This is a genomic window from Klebsiella sp. R390 (assembly GCF_051131745.1).
GTDB lineage: Bacteria > Pseudomonadota > Gammaproteobacteria > Enterobacterales > Enterobacteriaceae > Klebsiella.
The window spans coordinates 4,718,081-4,742,370 of sequence record NZ_CP180445.1 but is presented as its reverse complement, the minus strand read 5'-3'; the positions used below and the strand labels follow the sequence as shown (position 1 = coordinate 4,742,370).

The 24,290-nt window shown below is 54.1% G+C and carries 23 protein-coding genes, 1 tRNA gene and 4 pseudogenes; 11 read left to right on the top strand and 17 right to left on the bottom strand.

Going from position 1 to position 24,290, the window contains the following annotated elements:
* Positions 1–436 precede the first annotated feature (436 nt).
* The 7 genes and pseudogenes from ACMYSP_RS22220 to ACMYSP_RS22190 all read right to left on the bottom strand — a co-directional run.
* A pseudogene (locus tag ACMYSP_RS22220) lies at positions 437–1,067 on the bottom strand (putative metallopeptidase); the annotation flags it as partial.
* A gap of 179 nt (positions 1,068–1,246) precedes the next feature.
* On the bottom strand, positions 1,247–1,714 hold the full coding sequence (locus tag ACMYSP_RS22215) for a hypothetical protein (protein WP_434584173.1): 468 nt from the start codon (positions 1,712–1,714) through the stop codon (positions 1,247–1,249).
* 146 nt (positions 1,715–1,860) lie between these two features.
* Complete coding sequence (locus ACMYSP_RS22210) at positions 1,861–2,151, bottom strand: lysis protein (RefSeq protein WP_434587251.1); 291 nt, start codon at positions 2,149–2,151, stop codon at positions 1,861–1,863.
* A gap of 18 nt (positions 2,152–2,169) precedes the next feature.
* A pseudogene (locus tag ACMYSP_RS22205) lies at positions 2,170–2,661 on the bottom strand (lysozyme); the annotation flags it as partial.
* Positions 2,639–2,863: a class II holin family protein gene (locus tag ACMYSP_RS22200; RefSeq protein WP_434584172.1), complete on the bottom strand. Its 225-nt coding sequence runs from the start codon at positions 2,861–2,863 to the stop codon at positions 2,639–2,641. The pseudogene ACMYSP_RS22205 and the gene ACMYSP_RS22200, both read right to left, overlap by 23 nt.
* A 281-nt stretch (positions 2,864–3,144) precedes the next feature.
* Positions 3,145–3,219, bottom strand: a tRNA-Asn gene (locus ACMYSP_RS22195).
* Between the two features lie 160 nt (positions 3,220–3,379).
* Positions 3,380–3,661, bottom strand: a pseudogene (locus ACMYSP_RS22190) (bacteriophage antitermination protein Q); the annotation flags it as partial.
* Here ACMYSP_RS22190 and ACMYSP_RS22185 point away from each other — a divergent pair.
* A pseudogene (locus ACMYSP_RS22185) lies at positions 3,656–4,333 on the top strand (tyrosine-type recombinase/integrase); the annotation flags it as partial. The pseudogenes ACMYSP_RS22190 and ACMYSP_RS22185 sit on opposite strands and share 6 nt — an antisense overlap.
* Before the next feature lie 26 nt (positions 4,334–4,359).
* Here the strand turns inward: ACMYSP_RS22185 and ACMYSP_RS22180 are convergent.
* The 3 genes from ACMYSP_RS22180 to ACMYSP_RS22170 form a co-directional block, all read right to left on the bottom strand.
* On the bottom strand, positions 4,360–4,806 hold the full coding sequence (locus tag ACMYSP_RS22180; protein ID WP_434584171.1) for a YcgN family cysteine cluster protein: 447 nt from the start codon (positions 4,804–4,806) through the stop codon (positions 4,360–4,362).
* 95 nt (positions 4,807–4,901) lie between these two features.
* Complete coding sequence (locus ACMYSP_RS22175; protein ID WP_123754851.1) at positions 4,902–5,561, bottom strand: fumarylacetoacetate hydrolase family protein; 660 nt, start codon at positions 5,559–5,561, stop codon at positions 4,902–4,904.
* Between the two features lie 145 nt (positions 5,562–5,706).
* Positions 5,707–5,985 (bottom strand): YcgL domain-containing protein, encoded by a 279-nt coding sequence (locus ACMYSP_RS22170; protein WP_434587249.1) that lies wholly within the window; start codon positions 5,983–5,985, stop codon positions 5,707–5,709.
* Between the two features lie 126 nt (positions 5,986–6,111).
* Between ACMYSP_RS22170 and minC the strand changes: the two genes are divergently transcribed.
* Genes minC through minE form a run of 3 tightly spaced genes read left to right on the top strand, consistent with a single transcriptional unit; the run spans position 6,112 to position 7,919 of the window.
* Positions 6,112–6,810 carry a septum site-determining protein MinC gene (gene minC / locus ACMYSP_RS22165; RefSeq protein WP_434584170.1) on the top strand — a complete coding sequence of 233 codons (699 nt, stop codon included), beginning with the start codon at positions 6,112–6,114 and terminating at the stop codon, positions 6,808–6,810.
* A 23-nt stretch (positions 6,811–6,833) separates the two neighbouring features.
* The gene (minD, locus tag ACMYSP_RS22160) at positions 6,834–7,646 is read left to right on the top strand and encodes a septum site-determining protein MinD (RefSeq protein ID WP_041146180.1); all 813 of its coding nucleotides are present in this window, start codon (positions 6,834–6,836) and stop codon (positions 7,644–7,646) included.
* Positions 7,647–7,649: 3 nt separating this feature from the next.
* The gene (gene minE / locus ACMYSP_RS22155; protein ID WP_123754855.1) at positions 7,650–7,919 is read left to right on the top strand and encodes a cell division topological specificity factor MinE; all 270 of its coding nucleotides are present in this window, start codon (positions 7,650–7,652) and stop codon (positions 7,917–7,919) included.
* Positions 7,920–8,013: 94 nt separating this feature from the next.
* On the opposite strand, the gene rnd is transcribed toward minE, so the two are convergent.
* The 5 genes from rnd to ACMYSP_RS22130 all read right to left on the bottom strand — a co-directional run bounded on the left by rnd (position 8,014) and on the right by ACMYSP_RS22130 (position 14,398).
* The gene (rnd, locus tag ACMYSP_RS22150; protein WP_434587247.1) at positions 8,014–9,129 is read right to left on the bottom strand and encodes a ribonuclease D; all 1,116 of its coding nucleotides are present in this window, start codon (positions 9,127–9,129) and stop codon (positions 8,014–8,016) included.
* An 81-nt stretch (positions 9,130–9,210) separates the two neighbouring features.
* A complete protein-coding gene (fadD, locus tag ACMYSP_RS22145; RefSeq protein WP_434584169.1) occupies positions 9,211–10,896 on the bottom strand; it encodes a long-chain-fatty-acid--CoA ligase FadD in 1,686 nt (561 codons plus the stop codon).
* Positions 10,897–11,104: 208 nt separating this feature from the next.
* Positions 11,105–11,686 carry a Slp family lipoprotein gene (locus ACMYSP_RS22140; RefSeq protein WP_434584168.1) on the bottom strand — a complete coding sequence of 194 codons (582 nt, stop codon included), beginning with the start codon at positions 11,684–11,686 and terminating at the stop codon, positions 11,105–11,107.
* Between the two features lie 38 nt (positions 11,687–11,724).
* Complete coding sequence (gene tsaB, locus ACMYSP_RS22135) at positions 11,725–12,420, bottom strand: tRNA (adenosine(37)-N6)-threonylcarbamoyltransferase complex dimerization subunit type 1 TsaB (RefSeq protein WP_434584167.1); 696 nt, start codon at positions 12,418–12,420, stop codon at positions 11,725–11,727.
* Between the two features lie 67 nt (positions 12,421–12,487).
* Positions 12,488–14,398 carry an ATP-dependent DNA helicase gene (locus ACMYSP_RS22130; protein WP_434584165.1) on the bottom strand — a complete coding sequence of 637 codons (1,911 nt, stop codon included), beginning with the start codon at positions 14,396–14,398 and terminating at the stop codon, positions 12,488–12,490.
* A 131-nt stretch (positions 14,399–14,529) separates the two neighbouring features.
* Here ACMYSP_RS22130 and ACMYSP_RS22125 point away from each other — a divergent pair, with 131 nt between their 5' ends.
* A complete protein-coding gene (locus ACMYSP_RS22125) occupies positions 14,530–14,874 on the top strand; it encodes a RidA family protein (RefSeq protein WP_434584164.1) in 345 nt (114 codons plus the stop codon).
* On the opposite strand, the gene ACMYSP_RS22120 is transcribed toward ACMYSP_RS22125, so the two are convergent.
* Positions 14,875–15,060, bottom strand: a complete 186-nt coding sequence (locus ACMYSP_RS22120) for a YoaH family protein (protein WP_187042597.1) — start codon at positions 15,058–15,060, stop codon at positions 14,875–14,877. It abuts the gene before it with no gap.
* An 88-nt stretch (positions 15,061–15,148) separates the two neighbouring features.
* Between ACMYSP_RS22120 and pabB the strand changes: the two genes are divergently transcribed.
* From pabB to ACMYSP_RS22100, 4 genes are all read left to right on the top strand, one after another.
* Entirely contained in the window at positions 15,149–16,504 is a 1,356-nt protein-coding gene (pabB, locus tag ACMYSP_RS22115) for an aminodeoxychorismate synthase component 1 (RefSeq protein ID WP_434584162.1), read from the top strand.
* A gap of 3 nt (positions 16,505–16,507) precedes the next feature.
* Positions 16,508–17,086, top strand: coding sequence for a CoA pyrophosphatase (locus tag ACMYSP_RS22110; protein WP_434584161.1), 579 nt, complete (start codon positions 16,508–16,510; stop codon positions 17,084–17,086).
* Positions 17,087–17,342: 256 nt separating this feature from the next.
* The gene (sdaA, locus tag ACMYSP_RS22105; RefSeq protein WP_434584160.1) at positions 17,343–18,707 is read left to right on the top strand and encodes an L-serine ammonia-lyase; all 1,365 of its coding nucleotides are present in this window, start codon (positions 17,343–17,345) and stop codon (positions 18,705–18,707) included.
* A gap of 122 nt (positions 18,708–18,829) precedes the next feature.
* Positions 18,830–20,383, top strand: a complete 1,554-nt coding sequence (locus tag ACMYSP_RS22100) for an EAL domain-containing protein (RefSeq protein ID WP_434584158.1) — start codon at positions 18,830–18,832, stop codon at positions 20,381–20,383.
* A 61-nt stretch (positions 20,384–20,444) separates the two neighbouring features.
* Here the strand turns inward: ACMYSP_RS22100 and yoaE are convergent, their stop codons facing one another.
* Entirely contained in the window at positions 20,445–22,004 is a 1,560-nt protein-coding gene (gene yoaE, locus ACMYSP_RS22095) for a CNNM family cation transport protein YoaE (RefSeq protein WP_434584157.1), read from the bottom strand.
* Between the two features lie 447 nt (positions 22,005–22,451).
* Here yoaE and manX point away from each other — a divergent pair, with 447 nt between their 5' ends.
* The gene (gene manX / locus ACMYSP_RS22090; protein WP_434584156.1) at positions 22,452–23,423 is read left to right on the top strand and encodes a PTS mannose transporter subunit IIAB; all 972 of its coding nucleotides are present in this window, start codon (positions 22,452–22,454) and stop codon (positions 23,421–23,423) included.
* A 56-nt stretch (positions 23,424–23,479) separates the two neighbouring features.
* Positions 23,480–24,280, top strand: a complete 801-nt coding sequence (manY, locus tag ACMYSP_RS22085; RefSeq protein ID WP_434584155.1) for a PTS mannose transporter subunit IIC — start codon at positions 23,480–23,482, stop codon at positions 24,278–24,280.
* Positions 24,281–24,290 lie beyond the last annotated feature (10 nt).

Genomic DNA, 24,290 nt, shown 5'->3' with positions numbered 1-24,290 from the left:
TGCTGAATGTTTATAGCTGCCCGCTGGTCGCCGCCAAAGTCGTAATAGCCAGTAACGTGTAAACGGATGCGGTGCTTCCTGCCGTTTCGATCAGCTTCGTCGCCGTAACATTACCGTCTGGTGATGAGGAGTCATTCCCTATCAGCATCACACCTGAAGGTGTTCAGCCTGCGGTCTGAGTGAAGTCCTGACTGTATGCCAGTCGGTTGTTAGACGAAGACTCCGCCAGAACCCCAAGACACTCATAAGTGGTCGGGTGATTTCCAATGGCCGGTTGATCTGTCAACAGATATTCAATAAGCCCGGTACTACCAACTCGCGTTCCTGTACTTGCCCGGCTGAATGACAATACATCGCTCAGTGAAGCGGCACGTTTAACCTGCCCTGTCAGATATTTCATGACAAATCGAGAACCAGCAAAATCAGCTAAAAGTGCTGCCCCCTTCAGCCTGCAAGTCCGGCAAACCCTGGCAACATCGATATGAGCAACCTCCGCAGGCCTGTTCGCCGCATCCACCATTTCCTGCACGACTTTGCTAGCGCCGTAACGTCGCACCACGCCAACGAACTCTTCGACGTCGTGGCCGCGAAGTTTCAGCACTCCTGTTTCTTTGTTGAACTTCGGAGCACCGTACTCGTCGGTAGCCAGAGCTATGTGGTAAAGCTCATGTTCAACCAGTGCGCAGAATTCGACATCGCTGCATTGCTCGCAGTAATCAGCAGCCAGCGTGATGATGAACGTCGGAATGCGACCGAACCATTCATGCATCTGCTGCTCCATGCGGGACTTCTGCCAGCCGCCGGCGCGGAGCATTACCTCTTCGCACTGTCCGGGAACCACACGTCCACGCTTATCAAAGGCATTCGATGCCCACATAAATGCGATGTCAGCCGTGTGGAGATGGGAGCGATCCTCATTATGAATGACTGCCGCTTTCCATCAGGATATTGTCGCTCACCCACCCATAGACCTCATTTGCCGGGATGATTGCAATGTATGGGCGGAAGTTTTCCGTGCTAGTAAAGTTAACAGGTGGATATGGTCTGCCTTCGCTATCGCCTGGCATGATTCACTTTACCTCTTTGGTCGCATCCTGAATCACCTTGATGGCCCTGGCAACCACAGTGATTTCAGTAAAACACGATTAATCCGCTGAATTAAAATCTGTACTATGTGTTAAGCAAATAAACCGCCCGAAAACGGTTTATTATTTAGTAACAGTGAGATAAAACACAGTTCTAAAAATTAAAGCGAATTGAAGTGCGTGTTAATCTGCGCATCAATATTTACCGCATTGTTTAAAGCCAAATCTGAATAATTTTTCACGTGGAATTCAGGTGTGCTTTCGTAAACAGTTACAAATGCATACTTAGAATCCCCATTTTCAAACACTTCGTATTTAGCTCGTTTCCCGGCGTCATTCCTGAGCATGACGGTTTGCACAAGAACATCTCTGATAACCAGCACACCTTGCTCAAATGCCGTATAAACCATGCCCTGAATCTCATAGTAACCTTCAACAGAGGTCATGAAATCAAGATACATATGCACTTGACTATCAGAGTAGTCAATCTCGATGATCATGTGATCCGGGTATACATTATTCCAGTTTGTAAGTAGAGCTTTAAGTGCATCAAGATTTTCTTCATCTTGATAAGTTCCATATAATTTCACCGGAAAAGTAATGATTTTGACTGCATCTTCTTTATTCATCGAAAATCCTTAAAATATTAACATATCGGAGAGTGTTTATAAAAAAACCAGATTTATTAATAGCACCTACTTGTTAAATCAGCCACCTACTAAATATATGTATCACATAACTAATTAAGGCACTGCGTGCGGATGTAGTCCTGCAGTTAGCTCACTTGCCCTGTGATGGTGACGATTCGCTCTCTGAGGGTGAAATAATACCGTTGGGCGGAGTCTGTAAGTCGGGGCCCGGAAGCATCGCCCATGCCGTCGGTGCCGTTCGCTCCGTTCGCGGAGCATTGTGCGTTGACGCGCAACCCACACTTGCCAGAGCTAACGCAACGCTGCAGGTCATCAAGCTGAGATTTCGCATCGGCTAACTCCTTCATGTACTTAGCATCCAGCGCAGCAACGTCACGCTGGCGGGTTATCATGTCGGTGGTGGTGGCGTTAGCCAGGCCGAGCTTTTCAGTGGCTTTATCGCGCTGCTCTTTGAACTCGCGCTCAATTTCACGACGGCTTATTAAACCCTTCCACTGCTTACCGCTGGCATATGTCCAGCGCTGTAATTCTTTACAGGCCCCAGGTACATCTCCAGAATTCAGTTTTTCCAGCAGCGTGGATTTGCTGAATGCGCCAGCGCCCACGTTATAGGTGAATGAGTAAAGCGCCGCCCGGAAGGTGTCGGGGATCTTTACCTTAATCAGCGGGTCAATGGCCGTTGCCACCTTGCGCAGATCTGAATGCAGCAGAGCATCACATTCTTTGTCAGTGTACCGATGCCCGCAGCGAATGTCGGCACCAGTGTGACCATCGTATATAGTCCATACATCAACTACGCCTGAGTATGAGTAATAGCGGCGCCCTTCCAGACCATCGGCATTACCCAGCATTACAGAAGCGATTGCGATGACACCGGAACCGACAGCAATTGAGCCAATCAGTTTATTCCTGAGCGTCGGATTCATCTCGACTCCTGTTGCACCGGTTGTCTTCGCGGATTTTGAAATAAAGATTCGTCAGGTATGTCAAGACAGCAATGATAATGCCCACCAGTACACCGATAGCGTTCCACTGCTCGGGGCTGTAAGCATTTAACATGCCGTTTAAGATGCTCCCGGCTGAAGCGCCATAGGCTGCACCAGTGGTTATTTTTTCCATGCGATGCATATACTCTCACCTCGCGTTGTTTGCGGGTGCTATGTGTGTTTGAAAAGGTCAGGCTTCACGGGCTGGATTAACAACAACACGCGTCGAGGATGATTCCCGTGAGCCTGAGTGAGCCTGAAATAGAAAAGCCAGCGCTAAGGCTGGCAAAAGATAACGAGGGTCGAACAATGCGGCTCTTTGGGCCGAAGATACCCTGGCTGGGTCTGGCGGCCTGTGGCGCTGTTGACGCAACGCCCCTGATCGATTGGATTATGAGCCCGTCATCAGGTCAGGCCATTATCTGGCGGGACCGGAATGATTCGAACCTTCGACCATTCGGTTAACAGCCGAACGCACAACCGCTGTGCTTCTGACCCAGAAACGATAAAGCCCCGACGTTTCCGCCAAGGCTCTTTTTATTCTTCATGCCGCCACTTAAAGTTAAGGCAGCATATCAAAGTAGATTCAAACATGACGCATTTAATCCAGTCTTGCAAGACTTAGGTCTAAATTTGTCGCCTTTTGTTGTGAACGTGATCACGTAAGCTGCAAAAGTGCCTCGCTATCCAGTTGGTTAAAGATTCCTTTCATTGTCTCCCAGCGCTCTGTGAAGGTTTCCGACCAGTTCTTGGGGGTTACGCCCACCATATCCGCAAGGTCCGCGTACTGATGCTGGTCGCGTCCTGCCAGCTGCGCTTTCGCATCTTGAGCCGCCAACCAGATAAGCTGACGCAGACGCTCGACCGTTTTCTTCGCAATACGCATGCCGGGCAGCTTCTCACTGAATTGCTCCCATGCCCACCGGGTGATCGTCTCACGGAGAATGCGCACAAGCGTTACACCTCTTACATAAAAATATGCACTGAAATTCTCGGGCCAGAGAAACCAGTAGGTGCATTCAGTAACGAAGATGCTCTGCTTGTGCGCAAAGAACTGCTAACCGGTTTTCAAATCTGTGGCAAACACCAGAAGAACCGATCAGCAAAAAAAGGACACTTCACCACACCTAAAACTGAAAGCGGGAACCGGGTTATTAATCTGACAGAGCCAGCCATTCAGGCGCTGAAAAACCAACTTGCGTACACGCGCATGGGTAAACAGCACCAGATTAAGGTTCATCTTCGCAAGTTTGGCCGGTTACGAATAGACGCATGCACGTTTGTTTTTGTGCCGCGCCTGACAGCACGTAACGGTATGGGGGGAGATTGGTACGCGCCCGGGTCATTTGGTGCGACATGGAATGACATCCTTAAGCGTTCCGGGATCCGGCATCGCCGCGCCTACGAGTCACGACACACCTACGCTTGCTGGGCGTTAAGTGCCGGGGCAAATCCAAACTTTATTGCCTCCCAAATGGGGCATACATCAGCCCAGATGGTTTACAACGTCTACGGCAAATGGATGAGCGATAACAACGTCGATCAGTTGAGCATTTTGAACGCTAATTTTGCCAGTGATGCCCCACTGATGCCCCAGACTGTTGCGGTGTGATATAAAAATCATTATTAATCAATGCATCACTGCGCCCAGTCAGGCTCATTTAAAATATGATCCTGCCAGTCGCGCACGGTCTCTTCTTTTACCGCGATATGCCGCACCGAGATACGCTCGCCATGCATCGCCGCTTTCGAGCCGCTCAGCAGCGGGTGCCAGTGCGGCAGCGCTTTCCCTTCAGCCAGCAGACGGTAGGCGCAGGTCGGCGGCAGCCATTCGAAGGTCGGCAGATTGTCACGCGTCAGCTTAATGCAGTCGGGTTCATACTCGAAGCGTCGCTCATAGTTACGACACTGGCAGGTTTTGATATTTAACTGACGGCAGGCAACGTTGGTGAAATAAATTTCATCGGTATCCTCATCCATCAGCTTATGCAGGCAGCACTGTCCGCAGCCGTCGCACAGAGATTCCCACTCTGCGTCGGTCATTTCATCAAGTGTCTTGTGCTGCCAGAAAGGTTGTTCGCTCATAGGGGGATGTCCGTCATTGCAATTCAGGGTGCACCTTATAACCAGTCTGGCACACTGATGCAAGTTTTGCCGCCCGTGAAGGCGGCAAGAGGACGTTACAGCACGCGGGTGGAGAGCGTAAGCCCGTTGAAACCCACTTCCAGTTCGTCACCGTTGCTGAGCGGGCCGACACCTTCTGGCGTCCCGGTCAGGATGATATCTCCGGCCTTCAGGGTAAAGAAACGTGACATGTAGGCGATCAGCGGCACGATTTTATGGATCATATCAGCCGTGGTCCCCTGCTGGCGAATCTCGCCATTCACTTTCAGGCTCAACGCCGTATTTTGTGGGTCAGCGTGAAACTCCGCCGCCGGGATAAAACCGGAAACCGGACAAGAGTTATCAAAGCCCTTGGCCTTTTCCCACGGTTGACCCGCTTTTTTCATTTTGCCCTGCAGGTCGCGCAGCGTCAGATCCAGCGCGACGCCGTAGCCGGCAATCGCTTTCAGCACGTGATCGTCCGTTGCCTGGCGCAGCGTGCCGCCAATCAGCACCGCCAGTTCCACTTCATGGTGCACCGAACCCAAACCTTCAGGGAGCACCAGCGGCTGACGGATATCGCATAGCGCCGTCTCAGGTTTAATAAACAGCACCGGTTCTTCCGGCATGACACTGCCCATTTCCTTGATGTGGTTGGCATAGTTACTGCCCACACAAACCACTTTGCTTACCGGATAATCCAGTAATGCTCCCTGCCAGTTATGATGTTGGTACATTATTTCCCCTCAGTGGGTTAATCAGATTTATACCCGTCATACTTCAAGTTGCCTGGGTGTTGGCTGCACCCGTTCACCCCAGTCACTTACCTGAGTAAGCTCCTGGGGATTTACGGCCTTGCCGCCTACAAGCAACTCGAATTATTTAGGGTATATTCCCCTGTTCCGCCAGGTGTTTCTTCAGTAGATTTTCAGTCGGAGGAGGAAGTTGCAGATAATAGCCCTGATCGGTTAGCGCTTGTTTGACTTTTTCCAGGTCAGCGCCGGCGAGTTGCTTACGCCCGTCAAGCGGTAACAGCATGGTCAGTTGTGGCGTACCGAAGCTTGAAAGCAGTTCAGCAGGAACGCGAGAGAAATCGTCCTTTTTTTCGACATATAAATAGGTTTGTTCGCGTTTGGCACTTCGATAGATCACACAAAACATAGTTTTACTCGGAATTAGACCCGTGGTCACTTGCCTCAATATATCAGTGACTATAACATGCCTTTTAGTCTTCGGAATATCACCGCACTTCGGCGAGTGATAAACAGCAAATTGAGTAAGGCCAGGATGTCAAATACGCCAATCGAACTTAAGGGCAGTAGCTTCACCTTATCTGTCGTTCATTTGCACGATGCAAATCCCGAGATTATTCGTCAGGCGTTAGAAGACAAAATCGCCCAGGCTCCCGCATTTTTACGTCATGCCCCCGTGGTGGTGAACATCAGCAATGTCGAAAACGACCTTGACTGGCGCGTCATGCATGAGGCTATCGCGAGCACCGGTTTACGGATTATGGGCGTGAGTGGATGCAAAATCCCCCGGCTGAAAACGGAAATCGACCGCACCGGCATTCCCTTACTGACGGAAGGGAAAGAGAAAATGCCCCGTCAGGCGCCACCAGAGCCGGTTGCGCCACCGCCAGTTGTTACTCCGATCACAAAAACGCGTTTAATTGATCTGCCGGTACGTTCCGGTCAGCGCATTTATGCACCAAACTGTGATCTGATTGTTACAAACCATGTGAGTGCCGGTGCGGAACTTATTGCCGACGGTAATATCCATGTATATGGCATGATGCGCGGACGTGCGCTTGCGGGCGCGAGTGGCGATAGAGAAGCACAAATATTTTGTTCAAATCTCACGGCGGAACTGGTGTCCATCGCGGGGGAATACTGGCTGAGCGATAACATCCCGGCCGAATTTTATGGCAAAGCGGCGCGCCTGCGTTTGGGTGACAGCGCTTTGACTATTCAACCATTGAGTTAGTCCCTTTTTAACAAGGAATTTCTATGGCACGCATTATTGTTGTGACTTCGGGTAAAGGGGGCGTTGGCAAGACCACCTCCAGCGCGGCCATCGCTACTGGTTTGGCTCAGAAGGGAAAGAAGACCGTCGTTATCGACTTCGATATCGGCCTGCGTAATCTCGACCTGATCATGGGCTGCGAGCGTCGGGTGGTTTATGACTTCGTCAACGTGATTCAGGGCGATGCGACACTGAACCAGGCGTTAATCAAAGATAAACGCACCGAGAATCTCTACATCCTCCCTGCATCCCAGACGCGTGATAAAGATGCGTTGACCCGGGAAGGCGTAGATAAAGTTCTCGAAGAACTGAAAAAGATGAATTTCGATTTCGTGGTCTGCGACTCACCAGCAGGCATCGAAACCGGTGCGCTGATGGCGCTCTATTTTGCCGACGAAGCCATCATCACCACTAACCCGGAAGTCTCCTCCGTTCGTGACTCCGACCGTATTCTCGGCATTCTCGCGTCTAAATCCCGCCGTGCGGAAAATGGCGAAGAGCCGATCAAAGAACACCTGCTGCTGACGCGCTACAACCCAGGCCGCGTCAATAAAGGCGACATGCTGAGCATGGAAGACGTTCTGGAAATTCTGCGTATCAATCTGGTAGGCGTGATTCCGGAAGATCAGTCCGTGCTGCGCGCCTCAAACCAGGGTGAGCCGGTGATTCTGGATGATGCATCAGACGCAGGCAAGGCCTATGCCGATACGGTTGAACGTCTGCTCGGAGAAGAACGTCCTTTCCGCTTCATTGAAGAAGAGAAGAAAGGTTTCCTCAAACGCCTGTTCGGAGGATAAATTATGGCATTACTCGACTTTTTTCTCTCGCGGAAAAAGAACACGGCCAATATTGCGAAAGAGCGCCTGCAAATCATCGTCGCCGAACGTCGTCGCGGCGATGCTGAACCACACTACCTGCCACAGTTGCGCAAAGATATTCTGGAAGTCATCTGTAAGTACGTGCAGATTGACCCGGAAATGGTCAGCGTCCAGCTGGAACAACGGGATGGTGATATTTCGATTCTGGAGCTGAACGTGACTTTGCCAGAACCGGAAGAGTCGAAACCCTGACGCTGGAATCACCCGGTAGCCTTGCGCTATCGGGGCGGTTAGAAAATAAGCCCGGATAACGCATCCGGGCTATTTGCTGTGGCTAATCTGGAGTTTAGCGCGGGTATTCGCTCAACAACGCTTTCAGACGATCGGCCATCAGATCGCTACGCCAGCCGGAAATTAGTTCAGGCATGGTCGCCCCATTCTTCAGCTGCCAGTGCCAGTTCAGTAACTGGTTAATCTGCCGCCTGGATGCCAGCAGCTCCGCACTCAGCCCCGTTTCAGTACTCACTTCCTGCACCAGCGCTTTAATCTCTTTAAAGACTTTACGGTAACCCGGCATATCAATCAGGTTTTGCAGCGGCTCCGGCAGCGCCGATTCGGGCAGTTCCTGGGCTTTGGCCACCAGGCTAATCAGCGTCTTGCCATGGAAGCGAATTTCACTGCCGGAAAGCCCGAGGCTGTCCAGCTCGCCGAGGCTTCCCGGCATATAGCGGGCGACGTTCCACAGATGCTCTTCGCGAACGACAAAATTTACCGCCATATCGCGATCGCGCGCCTTACGTAAACGCCACTCTGCCAGCAGTTGCAGACAGCCAAGCTGACGAGTACGTAACTGCCAGGCGTTGCCGATATCACGCCACGCCTGGGCCGGATCCTGTACTTCCTGGCGGCGCTGCTGCATCAGACGGCATTCGTCCAGCGCGGCGTCCAGCCAGCCAGCGGCTTCGGTTTCCGCCATCAGCTTGCTGGCGATAGGCAGCAGATACCAGACATCCGCGGCGGCATAATCGCACTGGCGCGAAGTCAGCGGACGCGCCAGCCAGTCGGTCCGCGATTCGCTCTTGTCCAGCGCCACGCCCGAATACTCCTCAACCATTGAGGCAAATCCCCAGGACATCGGGCGACCGCAAAAGGCCGCCAGAATCTGGGTGTCAATCAACGGCTGCGGCAGCAGATTAAAGGTGTTAAGGAACACTTCCAGATCTTCACTACCCGCATGCAGGAATTTGGTGACCTGCTGATTCAGCAATAACTCGCGCATCGGCGCCCAGTCGGTGATGGTCAACGGGTCGATCAGTGAAACCTGTTCGCCGTCGAACAGCTGGAGCAGGCCCAGTTGCGGGTAGTAGGTGCGGGTACGGACAAACTCGGTATCCAGCGCAATCGCCGGGGCCACGCCTGCCGCTTCACAGATGGCGCGCAGCTCATCGTCGGTGGTGATCATCTGATAGTTCACATCATGCTCTCTTAACTTGCGCCCATAAAAAACGCCGGCTAGGCCGGCGTCTGGCGACTCTTGTATACCTTAGGCTTTATTGTCTACTTTAGCGCGCGCTTCGTCACGCAGTTCTCGCCGTAAAATTTTTCCAACATTGGATTTTGGCAGCTCATCACGAAATTCAACCAGTTTCGGAACTTTATAGCCCGTCAGATGGCGGCGACAAAACGTCACCAGCGCCTCTTCGGTCAACGTGGCTTCTTTTTTGACCACGAAAATCTTCACCGCTTCGCCGCTGCTTCCTGACGGTACGCCGACGGCTGCCACTTCCTGAACCCCGGAGTGCTGCATCACCACCTCTTCAATTTCGTTCGGGTAAACGTTGAAGCCGGAGACCAGAATCATATCTTTTTTACGATCGACAATGCGCATAAAGCCCTCATCATCCATCACCGCGATATCGCCGGTATGTAGCCAACCGTCTTTGATGATCTCGTCGGTGGCATCCGGACGCTGCCAGTAGCCCAGCATCACCTGCGGCCCTTTCACACACAGTTCGCCAGGCGAACCCAGAGGCACTTCGTTGTCGTCATCATCCACCAGTTTTACTTCGGTCGACGGTACCGGCAAGCCGATGCTCCCGCTGTGATAGTCAATGTCATGCGGGTTCACGCTAACCAGCGGCGCGCACTCGGTCAGGCCGTAGCCTTCCAGCAGATACTGCCCGGTGAGTTTGACCCAGCGTTCGGCAACCACCTGCTGCACCGGCATTCCGCCGCCGGCAGAAAGGTGCAGCGAGGAGAAATCAAGCTGCTGAAACTCTTTGTTGTTCAGCAAAGCATTGAACAGCGTATTCACCCCGGTCATTGCGGTGAACGGGTACTTTGCCAACTCCTTCACCAGACCCGGAATGTCGCGTGGGTTGGTAATCAGCAGGTTCTGCCCGCCAAGTTCAATGAACAGCAGGCAGTTCATGGTCAGCGCAAAGATGTGGTACAGCGGAAGCGCGGTGACGACAAACTCTTTGCCACGGTGCAGCAGCGGGCCGTAGGTCGCATTGACCTGTTCAAGGTTGGCCAGCATGTTGCGGTGGGTCAGCATCGCCCCTTTGGCCACGCCGGTGGTGCCGCCGGTGTACTGCAGGAAGGCCAGATCCTCAGAGACAATCTCCGGCTTGATATACTGCATCCGGTAGCCGTTATGTAGCGCACTGCGAAATGAAATGGCATCAGGCAGGTGATACTTCGGCACCAGCCGTTTGATGTACTTGACCACGAAATTGACCAGCGTGCCTTTCGCCGTCGAGAGCTGATCGCCCATCCGGGTCAGGATCACATGCTTCACCTGGGTTTTATCAACCACTTTTTCCAGGGTGTGGGCAAAGTTGGAGACGATCACAATCGCCGCCGCCCCGCTGTCATTCAGCTGATGCTCAAGCTCGCGCGGGGTATACAGCGGGTTGACGTTCACCACGATCATCCCGGCACGTAGAATACCGAACAGCGCAATCGGGTATTGCAGCAGGTTTGGCATCATCAGCGCGACGCGGTCGCCCTTTTGCAGCCCCAGCCCCTGCTGAAGGTAAGCGGCGAAAGCACGACTGCGCTCTTCCAGCTTACGGTAGGTCATCACCTCGCCCATATTGATAAACGCCGGTTGGTCGGCGTAGCGCGCGGTGCCGTGTTCAAATAATTCAACCAGGGATTGGTAGCGGTCAGGATTTATCTCCGCCGGAACATCGGCGGGATAACGGTTTAGCCAAACCTTTTTCACTGCATCACCTCTGAAATAGTTATTCGTCGTCATCACAGCCCCTGATCAACAAACATTCTGTTAACATTATATTAACTCAGCGTACCAGTTTATTAATTAGGCGTTTTACAGGTTGCGAAGCGCGTCACTATTTATTTTTCTTATCAGGCCAGAAATAGCGAAACAGCGGACAAGCCGCTGTTTCATCTGGCTTACAAAAACTGCAAAATCATTCAGTTACGACATTTCTGACTTCTGCAGGGCCTGGGTTGTACCAGCCCCAGCCGCCATAACCGTAAGCCCAGGGGCGCGGACCGATCATCCACGGGTCAATCGGCTGCGGCGGCATCACCACCTGCTGCACGACGTTCCAGCGCTTGTAGCCGGTCGCATTCATCAGCATAAATTTATACGGTGTGCTGCCGACTTTGCCGTCCACCACCCCGGTAATCGGGCCAACGACGGTGACCAGTTGGCCGCGGAAATCTACCGGGTCGAGGAAGCCGTTCACATCGGCGTATATACGCCCGCGCGAAGGCTCATTCAGCTCAGGCCGGGCGCCGCTGTCCAGCGGGACCGTCGCAATTTCCAGCCGGGTTTTGCCCTGCTGGTTCTGAATATTGACAACTTTGCCGCCGAAACGGGCTTCCTGACCAACGTACAGCTGAGGCGCAGCCATCACCCGGACTAAATCTTGCTGTGGCGTCGGGCTGGTGCCTTTAATGGCATCCGGCACGGAAACGCACCCACTTAACGCAGCGACAACCGCGCCCGCTAATAACCAACGTACTGCTTTGTTTTGACCCGCCATGATGCGACTCCTTCTCTCAGTCTTATGATTACTGAGATTCATCCTCGGCCAGGAAGTTTCTTCCACGCCACTTCGTTACGCAAATAAACCGGTTCGGCTTTCTCTACGGCAACGGTTTTGCCACTGGCAAGCAGCACGCAGGCCAGCGGCAGCATGTCTTCTGCTGTCGGCAGCGTAATCTCACCATCGGTTAACGTCAGCGCTGAGTCCTTAGCCAGATCGGGCCATGCTTGCCAGCCGGTCCCTACGGTCGCCCAGTCGCCTTCCAGCTGCTGCAGACGTTCGCTGACGGCTTCGGGTTTCAGCACTGCTTCACTTTCTTCACCGTGCCAGACGCCCTGCTCATCACGCTGGTATTCGGCCCAGTAGACTTCGCCCATTCGCGCATCAATGGCTGCCAGTACACGGGTCGCCCCGGTTTTACGCCATGCGCCCTGCGCCATGGTCGCCAGCGTCGATACGCCAATCATCGGCAGTTCGGCCCCCAGCGCCAGTCCTTGTGCGATACCGATCCCAATACGCACACCGGTAAAGCTGCCTGGACCGCGGCCAAAGGCCAGCGCGTCGAGGTCAGTCAGCGACAGTTTGCTTTCCGTCAGGACATCCTGCACCAGCGGCAGAATACGTTGAGTGTGTTCACGGGGACAAATTTCGAAATGAGCACAAAGAGTGCCATCATTCCACAGCGCCGCGGAGCAGGCCTCCGTGGCGGTATCGATAGCCAAAATTCGCATGGGTTGTCGCGCTCTCGCTATAGCAGATTGACAAAATGGCGCGCAGCTTACCACATTTTGCGCCAGATTACCTCGCTGGCGGTACGGCGAGAAAACGCACGGCCCGGCGGATATCGCGGGTTCGCGGCGCTGGCGGGAGGCTGGCCAGGAACACCGCGCCGTAGGGACGCATCACCAGACGGTTATCGCAAATCACCAGTACGCCGCGGTCGTCGATATCACGAATCAAGCGCCCTACTCCCTGCTTAAGGGTAATAACCGCATCGGGTAGCTGTACTTCCTCGAAGGGATCGCCGCCGCGCAGACGGCAATCTTCCATCCGTGCTTTCAGCAACGGATCGTCCGGCGAGGTAAACGGCAGTTTATCAATGATCACCAGCGACAACGCATCGCCGCGCACGTCCACCCCTTCCCAGAAGCTGCTGGTCGCCACCAGCAACGCGTTGCCGGCACTGACGAACTGTTGCAACAGCTGGCCTTTGCTGGTTTCGCCCTGCAGCAGAACCGGCAACGTCATGGTGGCGCGAAACTGTTCGGCCAGGTCACGCATCATCGCGTGTGACGTGCACAGCATAAAGCAGCGCCCGTCGTTCGCTTCAATCAGCGGTTTAAGCATCGCCGCCAGATGACGTGCCGCGCCAGGTTGATTGGGTAGCGGGAGATTACGCGGTACACAGAGCAACGTCTGATGGGCATAATCAAAAGGACTCGGCAACAGCAGCGATTGCGCCTCTTCAATGCCGAGGCGCGCGGTGAAGTGGTGCAGATCGTCATTCACCGACAGGGTGGCCGAGGTAAAAATCCAGCTGCCTGATTTTTGCGCCATGACCTCTTTGAATTTTTCCGCCACGGTCAGCGGGGTGAGCGCCAGAGTAAAATGACGGGAAGTACATTCGTACCAGTAGCTAAAGCCCGGCTGGTTAATCTCTTTCAGGCGTTTCAGCCTGGCACGATAAACCGTGGCGCGTTCAAAAGCCGCATCCAGCAGCGCCGAGCGGCCAAGCGACAGTTTCGCCACGTCGTAACAGAGCTCAAGCGCGTCATCGAGCAGCAACAGCGCGCGCTGGATATGACTGTCCGCCAGCAGATCGCGCAGATTGCCCCGGTAGCCGGGATCCCCCAGTTGCAGACGAAAATCCTGCGCGCTCTGGGCCAGGCGATCGGCGCATTTTTGCAGCTGCTGGGTATCTTTCAGCTCGGTGCGATAGGCAATGGTGATGTCTTTTGCCAGATCCACCAGCTGACGGCTGGAGAGCGACTGGCCAAAATACTGGCTGGCGATGTCGGGAAGCTGATGGGCTTCATCGAAGATCATCACTTCCGCCTCAGGGATAAGCTCGGCGAAGCCACTCTCTTTCACCACCATATCGGCGAGGAACAGGTGATGGTTCACCACCACCACATCGGCATCCATCGCTTTTTTACGCGCTTTGACGACAAAGCAGTCCTGATACACCGGGCAGTCACTGCCGAGACAGTTATCGTTGGTGCTGGTGACCAGCGGCCAGGCCTGAGAATCTTCGGCAACGCTGACGCAGGTGCTGATATCGCCATCAAGGGTTTGGTTTGACCACGAACGCAGCAAAATAACATCGCTCAGGGTTTGCACCGGGAGATCGCCGCCGGCCAGGGTCTGCTGCTCCAGGCGTTCAAGACACAGGTAGTTCGAGCGCCCTTTAAGCAATGCCAGTTTGCCGGTGAACTTCAGTGCTTTTGCTACCGTCGGCAGGTCACGACTGTACAGTTGATCCTGCAGCGCTTTCGAACCGGTGGAGATAATCACCTTCTTATTGGCCCGCAGCGCAGGCGCCAGATAGGCGTACGTCTTGCCGGTACCGGTCCCCGCTTCCACCACCAGCGGCTGCGCCTGCTGGATGGCCTCAGCCACCGCGATCGCCATCTGGCGCTGCGGTTCGCGTGGTTTGAATCCGGGAATCGCTTTGGCCAACTGGCCGTCTGCTGCAAAATCGTCGATCACAATACCCCCTGGTGATTTGGACAGTGATTATGTCAGGCAGCATACCTTTTCACCAGTCCGGGTAGTGACGCAAGCGGCACATTATGGCAGTCTTGCCCGCAGTCTGATGGAATGAAACCAAGGAAATGATAATGACAATTACGCGTATCGATGCTGAAGCCCGCTGGTCTGATGTAGTAATTCACAACCAGACCATTTACTACACCGGCGTGCCGGCAAACCTCGAAGCGGATGCGTTTGAGCAAACCGCGAACACCCTGGCACAAATTGACGCCGTGCTGGAAAAACAGGGCAGCAACAAGTCGCGTATTCTTGATGCCACCATCTTCCTTGCGGATAAAAGCGATTTCGCGGCGATGAACCAGGCGTGGGACGCGTGGGTTGTGGCCGGTCATGCGCCGGTGCGCTGCACCGTCCAGGCCGCCTTAATGAAGCCGGAATACAAAGTCGAAATTAAAATTATCGCCGCACTGTAATTATTCGTCTTCGTCTTCATCTTCAAAGCGCGCCACGATCCGGTCACCGGTATGGCTGGCGCGCAGTTCATTCGCGACCAGCGAAATCGCCTCACCGCTGCTCATCCCCTGGGACATCAGTTCCTGGATACGCTCTACCGCTTTTTGCTGCTGCTCGTGGCTCAGCGAAGGTAAACCTGCAAACATAACTCACTCCTGCTACATTGTGTGGCGTCATTATTTCATGCCGCCCATCTGAGATTCCAGAGGACGGCAACGCTTAGGATCGAGGAAGATGTTGTCCCCCGCTATTATTACTCTGCCCTGGCACCCGGATGCTGCCGAGCGCTACTTTACGCCGTTAAGCACCGCCCCATGGGCCATGCTGCTGCATTCCGGCTTTGCCGACCATCCCCATAACCGTTTTGACATCATCGTGGCCGATCCGTGCGCCACGCTGCTGACGCGCGGCGGGACAACCGTAGTAGATAACGGCCGGACACGGAGTCAGTCGACGCAAGATCCGCTGACGCTGTTGCAAACGCAACTGGCTCAACGTGGATTAACGCCTGCGGCGCATCCCCATTTGCCGTTCCTCGGCGGCGCGCTGGGACTGTTTGGTTATGACCTCGGCCGGCGCTTTGAATCTCTGCCCTCACACGCCGTGGCGGATATTGCCCTGCCTGATATGGCCGTGGGGATCTACGACTGGGCGCTGATTGTCGATCATCAGCGCCAGGAGGTCTCGCTGCTTAGCTACGGCGATCCGCATGCCCGTCTGCAATGGCTCCAGGCGCAAGCTGCCGCGCCTACCGAGCCGTTCGCCCTGACATCTGCCTGGCGTTCAAACATGAACCGCGAGCAGTATGGCGAGAAATTCCGCCAGGTTCAGGCCTGGCTACACAGCGGTGACTGTTACCAGGTCAACCTGGCACAACGTTTTCAGGCCAGCTACCGCGGTGATGAGTGGCAGGCGTTTTGCCAATTAAATCGAGCCAATCGCGCGCCGTTCAGCGCCTTTATTCGTCTCGAGGACGGCGCCGTGCTAAGCCTGTCTCCGGAACGTTTCATCCAGCTGCATCAAGGTGAGATCCAGACTCGCCCGATCAAAGGCACGCTGCCACGCCTGGCCGATCCGCAACAGGATGCTCTGCAGGCGCAAAAACTGGCCCGGTCGCCAAAAGATCGGGCTGAGAACCTGATGATCGTCGACCTGATGCGTAATGATATTGGCCGGGTTGCCGAGCCCGGTAGCGTCCGGGTTCCGGAACTGTTCGTCGTGGAACCCTTCCCGGCGGTGCATCATCTGGTGAGCACCATTACCGCCAGGCTGCCGGCCCATCTTCACGCCAGCGATCTGTTGCGTGCGGCGTTCCCCGGCGGCTCCATTACCGGCGCGCCTAAGGTGCGGGCGATGCAGATCATTGACGAACTGGAACCCCAGCGACGTAACGCGTGGTGCGGCAGTATCGGCTATCTCAGCCTGTGTGGCAATATGGACACCAGCATTACCATCCGCACGCTGACGGCGTACCAGGGCGCGCTATACTGTTCTGCCGGCGGTGGTATTGTGGCCGACAGTGAAGAGGCCGCTGAGTATCAGGAAACCTTTGATAAAGTTAATCGCATCTTGCAACAACTGGAGAGCTAGACCATGGCGGATGACGCCCTTGCGCTGGACGACTTTCTTTCTCGCTTTCAATTACTGCGCCCGCAACCCTCGCGCAGCGCGCTGAATCAGCGCCAGGCGGCGGTGCTGGTGCCCATCGTTCGTCGACCGCAGCCCGGCCTGCTGTTGACGCAGCGATCGCCGCGCTTGCGCAAGCACCCGGGCCAGGTTGCCTTCCCCGGCGGAGCCGTCGATAACACCGATGCCACCCTGATTGCCGCCGCGCTGCGGGAGGCGCAGGAAGAGGTCGCTATTCCTCCCGATCGGGTGGAGATTATCGGCGTTCTGCCGCCGGTGGATAGCGTCACCGGTTTTCAGGTTACGCCGGTAGTCGGCATTATTCCGCCTGACCTGCATTATCATGCCAGCCAGGATGAAGTGTCGGCGGTGTTCGAAATGCCGCTTGCTGAAGCATTAAGCTTAGGCCGCTATCACCCGCTGGATATCCACCGCCGCGGGAATTCGCATCGTGTCTGGCTGTCGTGGTATCAGCACTATTTTGTCTGGGGCATGACCGCCGGTATTATTCGCGAACTGGCCCTGCAAATCGGCATAAAACCTTAGCCTTCCTGTTCACGGCTGACGCGATGGCCACCTGGCCCGCGACAGCCGCGCTGACGATACGTTTCCCTGCGCAATCCTCCCTCTGAGTTAGGGTGTATACTTAAAATGAGATTGCGCTCTCATCATTAGTAATTTCGCCGTTATCCATTAATTTAATTCATGTGAATAGTTAAGCTGATGGTGCGGTTCCCTCTTACACTATGCGCAGTTTTCACATCGTTACCGCCACTGCGGTAACCCTGTCAGGAGTGTTATCGTGATTAGTATATTCGACATGTTCAAGGTGGGGATCGGTCCCTCATCTTCCCATACTGTAGGGCCGATGAAGGCCGGTAAACAGTTCGTCGATGACCTGGTCGAAAAAGGATTGCTTAATGAAGTGACCCGGGTGGCGGTTGACGTCTACGGCTCGCTTTCATTAACCGGCAAAGGCCACCATACGGATATCGCCATTATTATGGGACTGGCGGGTAATCAGCCCGATACGGTTGATATTGATGCCATACCTGGATTTATCCGCGATGTCGAAACCCGCGGACGTTTGCTGCTGGCACAAGGTCAGCACGAAGTTGATTTCCCACACGATGACGGCATGCGTTTTCGTAGCGACAACCTGCCGCTGCACGAAAACGGCATGACCATTCATGCCTGGGCCGGTGAGAAAGAGATCTACTGCAAAACCTATTACTCTATCGGCGGTGGTTTTATCGTCGATGAAGAACATTTCGGCAAAGACAGCGTGGATGAGTTAAGCGTGCCTTATCCCTTCAAGTCGGCGCAAGAGATGCTGGCTTACTGTAAAGAAACCGGGATGTCACTCTCCGGCATGGTGATGCAGAACGAACTGGCGCTGCACAGCAAGAAAGAGATTGAAGACTATTTTGCTCACGTCTGGCAGACCATGCGTGCTTGTATCGATCGCGGCATGAACACCGAGGGCGTCTTGCCTGGTCCTTTGCGCGTACCGCGTCGTGCATCGGCGCTGCGTCGCCTGCTGGTAGCCAGCGATAAACTGTCCAATGACCCGATGAACGTCGTTGACTGGGTGAATATGTTCGCCCTGGCGGTCAACGAAGAGAACGCCGCCGGCGGACGCGTGGTCACCGCGCCAACCAACGGCGCATGCGGCATCGTCCCTGCCGTACTGGCCTACTATGACCACTTTATCGAGTCGGTCAGCCCGGATATTTATATTCGTTACTTTATGTCCTCTGGCGCCGTGGGTACGTTATACAAAATGAACGCCTCCATTTCCGGTGCTGAAGTGGGCTGTCAGGGTGAAGTCGGTGTCGCTTGCTCGATGGCGGCAGCGGGCCTGGCTGAACTGCTTGGCGCCAGCCCGGAGCAGGTTTGCGTCGCGGCAGAAATCGGTATGGAGCATAACCTTGGGCTCACCTGCGACCCGGTAGCCGGACAGGTACAGGTTCCGTGTATCGAACGTAACGCCATTGCTTCAGTGAAGGCGATAAACGCCGCACGTATGGCGATGCGCCGCACCAGCGAACCACGCGTCTCCCTCGATAAAGTCATTGAGACCATGTACGAAACCGGTAAAGACATGAACGCCAAGTATCGCGAGACCTCTCGCGGCGGCCTGGCCATCAAAGTTCAGTGTGACTAAACTATTTTTTATCCAAATGCGCCCACCGGGCGCATTTTTTATGTTATTTATTTACACCCACTACACTTGCTCACTCGCGGTTGTTATTCTCGTCCGCATTCAGAGCCGACAGGGTGTCGCGCATGCACAATGCTCAGAAAGTCATTTCGACTTACCGCCGTAAACGCGTTGTCATTTGTTTGATTGTGGCGTTGTTGACGTTAACGACGACACTGGTTATCCGATTTATTTCACAGCGCAGTTTAAATCAGCAACGTATCCAGACCACCACCCATCAGATGGTGGCTGCCATGGATAAAATGCTGCTTCCGTTATCAGAGCAACATCATGCCCTGCTGCAGATGGTGGGAAAACCGTGCCAGGATGTCCGCCTGCCGCTGCGCAAACTGGCGGCGTCACTGCAAACCGTGCGCTCCATCGCCCTGGTAAAGTCGCAGACGCTGTACTGCTCCAGTATCTTTGGCGATCGTAACGTTGCCATTCATCAGCTACAGTCAGCGCTCCCTTCTCCCCAACCATTGCTGATGCTTTCAACAGACCACTCGCTGCTGCTCGGCTCGCCAGTATTAGTGCAATGGTATCCCTCCCGGTTCAACAGCGCCGATGGTGTGATAATCGTCATCAACATCGAACTGCCTGGAGAGTTAATTCTCGCTGCAAAATCACCTCTGATTACCGGTATCGGGTTGAGCGTCGGCGCACAGAATTTTATTCACGGCATCGGCATTACCGAGCAGCAAGTGCCGTCTGGCGAGAAAGTGATTTACCACCAGCAGTCCACCCAGTTTCCGTTCGCCATTAACGTCAGTGGCCCCGGCGCCACGGCTATCGCCCTTGCGGAGCTGCCCGGAGGGCTGCCGCTGGCGCTGATCCTCAGCGTGATGCTGGGCGGCATGATGTGGCTGATTACGGCGGGGAGAATGAGTTTTGCCAGGGAGATCAGCCTTGGGATCACCGCGCGCGAATTTACGCTGTGGTGTCAGCCGCTAAAAGATCTGCGGTCGCAAAAATGCATCGGCGTCGAAATTTTGCTGCGCTGGAATAACCCGCGGCGGGGAAATATCTCACCCGATGTGTTCATTCCTCTCGCGGAGGGGGCCAACTTAATTGTGCCTCTCACCCGCTATGTCCTGAAGGAAACTGCGCGCCAGCTCTCGCTGTTCCCGGAAGATAAGAATTTTCATCTTTCGATTAATGTCGCCGCCCGCCATTTTGCCAACGGGGAACTCATGCGCGATTTGCATCATCTGTGGTTCAGCGCTCATCCGGTGCAACAGCTAGTGGTGGAGCTGACCGAACGTGATGTGCTGCAGGAGGGGGACCACCATATGGCGGAGCTTCTGCATTTTAAAGGGGTAATGCTGGCGATTGACGATTTCGGTACCGGAAATAGCTCACTGTCATGGCTGGAAAAACTACGGCCGGATGTATTGAAAATTGATAAGTCCTTCACCAGCGCCATCGGCGTGGATAGCGTGAATACGACGGTGACCGACATGATCATTGCTCTGGCGCACCGCCTGAATATCCTGACGGTGGCTGAGGGCGTTGAAACCGAAGCCCAGTCGCTGTATCTGCAACAACACGGGGTTGATGTCTTACAGGGGTTCCACTACGCCAGACCGATGCCAATAGCGGCGTTTCCGCAATGGCTGTCAGAGCGTGGTGAGGGCTGATAAAAAAAACCGGCCAGCCCCCTGAGGAGACTGGCCGGTCAGCATGACAACGGAGCGCAGATTACTCGTCTTCGTGGTTCTCGTGCCGGGTTTTAATCACCCGTACCAGATCGACACGATAGTTGTTTGCTTCAACGATAGTAAACTGCAGCGGCTCCCGTTCCACCACATCGCCAACGCGTGGTATATGGCCGTTCACGGCAATAACCAGTCCGGCTACCGTCGCAATATCGTCCTCTTCATTGACCAGGTCGTCCAGTCCGACCGCCTGCTGCAGCGCATGCAGGTCCGTAGAACCTTTGATCAACCAGCCGTCGCCATCGGTGATGATTTCCGGGGTTTCATCCGCATCCGGGAATTCACCGGCAATCGCCTCCAGGACATCCAGAGGCGTCACCAGACCTTGTACCACGCCAAATTCATTGGTCACGATAACAAAGCTCCCACGAGCCCGACGCAGAACACCCAGCAGGTTGATCGGATCCAGCGTTTCCGGCACCACAATCGCCGGTGACGCTGAGGCCAGCGCCGCGACGTCCTCGCCCGCTTCCAGCGCAACCAGCATCTCTTTCGCCCGGACGATACCAATGATTTCATCCAGTTCACCGTGGCAAACCGGGAACAGACTGTGTGGCGAGGAGAGTAACTTGAGGCGAATTTCTTCTTCGCTTTGTTCCACATCCACCCAGCTAATTTCACCACGTGGGGTCATGATGCTGCGCAACGAACGCTGAGCCAGAGTCAGAACACCGTTGATCATATAGCGTTCTTCTTCGGCAAATCCCCCTTCAGGCACCGGAACCGGCGCCGGGCTATCACCATCATGACTCACGGCATGTTGTTTACGTCCCCCCATCAGACGCAAAATCGCATCCGCCGTACGGGCACGCAACGGCAGCGTTGATTGGTGGCGAATAAAGTTACGGCGCGCAATCTGGTTGAAGAACTCAATAATAATCGAGAAGCCAATCGCGGCGTACAGGTAGCCTTTCGGAATATGGAAGCCAAAGCCTTCAGCCACCAGGCTCAGGCCAATCATCAACAGGAAGCTCAGGCACAGCACGACGACCGTCGGATGCTGGTTAACGAAGCGGGTTAACGGCTTCGATGCCAACAGCATCACCGCCATCGCAATCACTACCGCCGCCATCATCACCGGCAGATGGTTCACCATACCAACGGCTGTAATGACCGCATCCAGCGAGAAGACCGCATCCAGCACCACGATTTGCAGTACTACCACCCAGAAGCTGGCATAACCTTTACCATGGCCTTCATCGTGCTGGCGATTCTCCAGCCGCTCATGCAATTCCGTGGTGGCCTTAAACAGCAGGAACAGTCCCCCGACCAGCATGATCAGGTCGCGTCCGGAAAAGGTAAAATCGGCGACGCTGAAGAGCGGTTTTGTGAGAGTCACCATCCACGAAATAACCGACAGCAGCCCAAGGCGCATAAACAGGGCCAACGACAGACCAATCAAACGCGCTTTATCACGCTGTTTAGGCGGCAGCTTATCCGCCAGAATGGCGATAAAAACCAGGTTGTCGATACCGAGCACGATCTCCAGTACGACCAGCGTCAGCAAGCCGACCCAGATAGAGGGATCCATCAAGAGTTCCATGAGTTGCTCCAGTTGACGACAGACGAAGTCATCGTGATGTCACGCATGACAGAGATAATGGTTGCGGGTAAAAAAGCGTAGCAGGTTGTCGCGGCAGAATAGTGCCAGAAAGTGAAAAGGCGTCGATGAGGGTCCATACAGCGGGCTATGCCCTATACTCCTGAGTAATTAAACGGAAGCTAAACATAGCAAAAAATGCAGAGAGTTTGGAAAAAACTTTACCAGTCTTTGCAATAGCTAAGGCTATTTTTTGCGCTGCGAAATTATTAATTGCAGATGAGTGATTTACGGATCTTCATCACATTAATTATTTTTTCACTATCTAAAATAAATCACGGTAGTCAATATTTTCGATCTTACACCCTTACTGAATCGATTTTGTTCGCAAGAGTGATTCAGGATGTATCAACACAGATGATGCATTCACGATAATAAAGGAGGTAGCAAGTGACGATTGCTATTGTAATAGGCACACATGGTTGGGCTGCAGAACAACTGCTAAAAACAGCAGAAATGTTGTTGGGCGAGCAGGAAAACGTTGGCTGGATTGATTTCGTTCCTGGTGAAAACGCAGAAACGCTGATCGAGAAGTACAACGCACAGCTGGCAAAGCTTGATACGACGAAAGGCGTGTTGTTCCTTGTCGATACATGGGGAGGCAGTCCGTTTAACGCTGCCAGCCGCATCGTCGTTGATAAAGAACAGTACGAAGTCATTGCCGGTGTCAACATCCCCATGCTGGTCGAAACGCTGATGGCGCGTGACGACGATCCCTCTTTCGACGAACTGGTAGCGCTGGCAGTAGAAACGGGTCGTGAAGGCGTGAAAGCGCTGAAAGCGAAAACCGTGGAAAAAGCCGCTCCGGCACCGGTTCAGGCAGCAGCACCGAAAGCGGCAGCGCCGTTAAAACCAATGGGTCCCGATGACTATATGGTTATCGGACTGGCACGTATCGATGACCGACTGATCCACGGTCAGGTCGCGACTCGCTGGACCAAAGAAACCAACGTCACCCGCATTATTGTCGTGAGCGATGAAGTTGCGGCCGATAACGTTCGTAAGACGTTACTGACCCAGGTTGCTCCTCCGGGCGTCACTGCCCACGTTGTTGATGTGGAGAAAATGATCCGCGTTTACAACAACCCTAAATACGCAGGCGATCGTGTCATGCTGCTGTTTACCAACCCAACCGACGTAGAACGTATCGTTGAAGGCGGCGTGAAACTCACCACCGTCAACATCGGTGGTATGGCTTTCCGTCAGGGTAAAACGCAGGTGAACAACGCCGTTTCGGTCGATGAAAAAGATATTGAAGCATTTAAAAAGCTGAATGCTCGCGGTATCGAACTGGAAGTCCGTAAAGTTTCCACCGACCAGAAACTGAAAATGATGGACCTGATTAGCAAGGTAGCGAAATAACCTTGCGGGTCACGCCCCAATTTTCAACTTAAGACTTAATCAACAGGAGAAGTACAATGGAGATTACCCTTCTTCAGATTGTGCTGGTGTTCATCGTCGCGTGTATTGCGGGTATGGAGTCGGTACTTGATGAGTTTCAGTTCCACCGTCCTCTGATCGCTTGTACGCTGATCGGCGCCGTTCTCGGCGATATGAAAACCGGTATCATCATCGGTGGTACGCTGGAAATGATCGCGCTGGGCTGGATGAACATCGGTGCTGCCGTTGCACCTGATGCGGCACTGGCATCCATTATTTCCACCGTTCTGGTTATCGCCGGCCATCAAAGCATTGGCGCCGGTATCGCCCTGGCAATCCCGCTGGCAGCAGCAGGCCAGGTACTGACCATTATCGTTCGTACTATTACCGTGGCATTCCAGCACGCCGCTGATAAAGCTGCCGAAAATGGCAACCTGACGGCGATTTCCTGGCTGCACGTGTCGTCCCTGTTCCTGCAGGCCATGCGTATCGCCATTCCTGCGGTTATTGTGGCAATTTCCGTCGGCACCAGCGAAGTACAGGGTCTGCTGAATGCGATTCCTGAAGTGGTCACCGGTGGTCTGAACATCGCGGGCGGTATGATCGTCGTCGTCGGTTACGCAATGGTCATCAACATGATGCGTGCGGGCTACCTGATGCCGTTCTTCTACCTGGGCTTCGTTACCGCCGCGTTCACCAACTTCAACCTGGTTGCTCTGGGTGTGATCGGTACGGTAATGGCTATCCTCTATATCCAGCTGAGCCCGAAATACAACCGCGTAGCGGGTGCGCCAGTGCAGGCTGCTGGTAATAACGATCTCGATAACGAACTGGACTAACAGGTGAGCG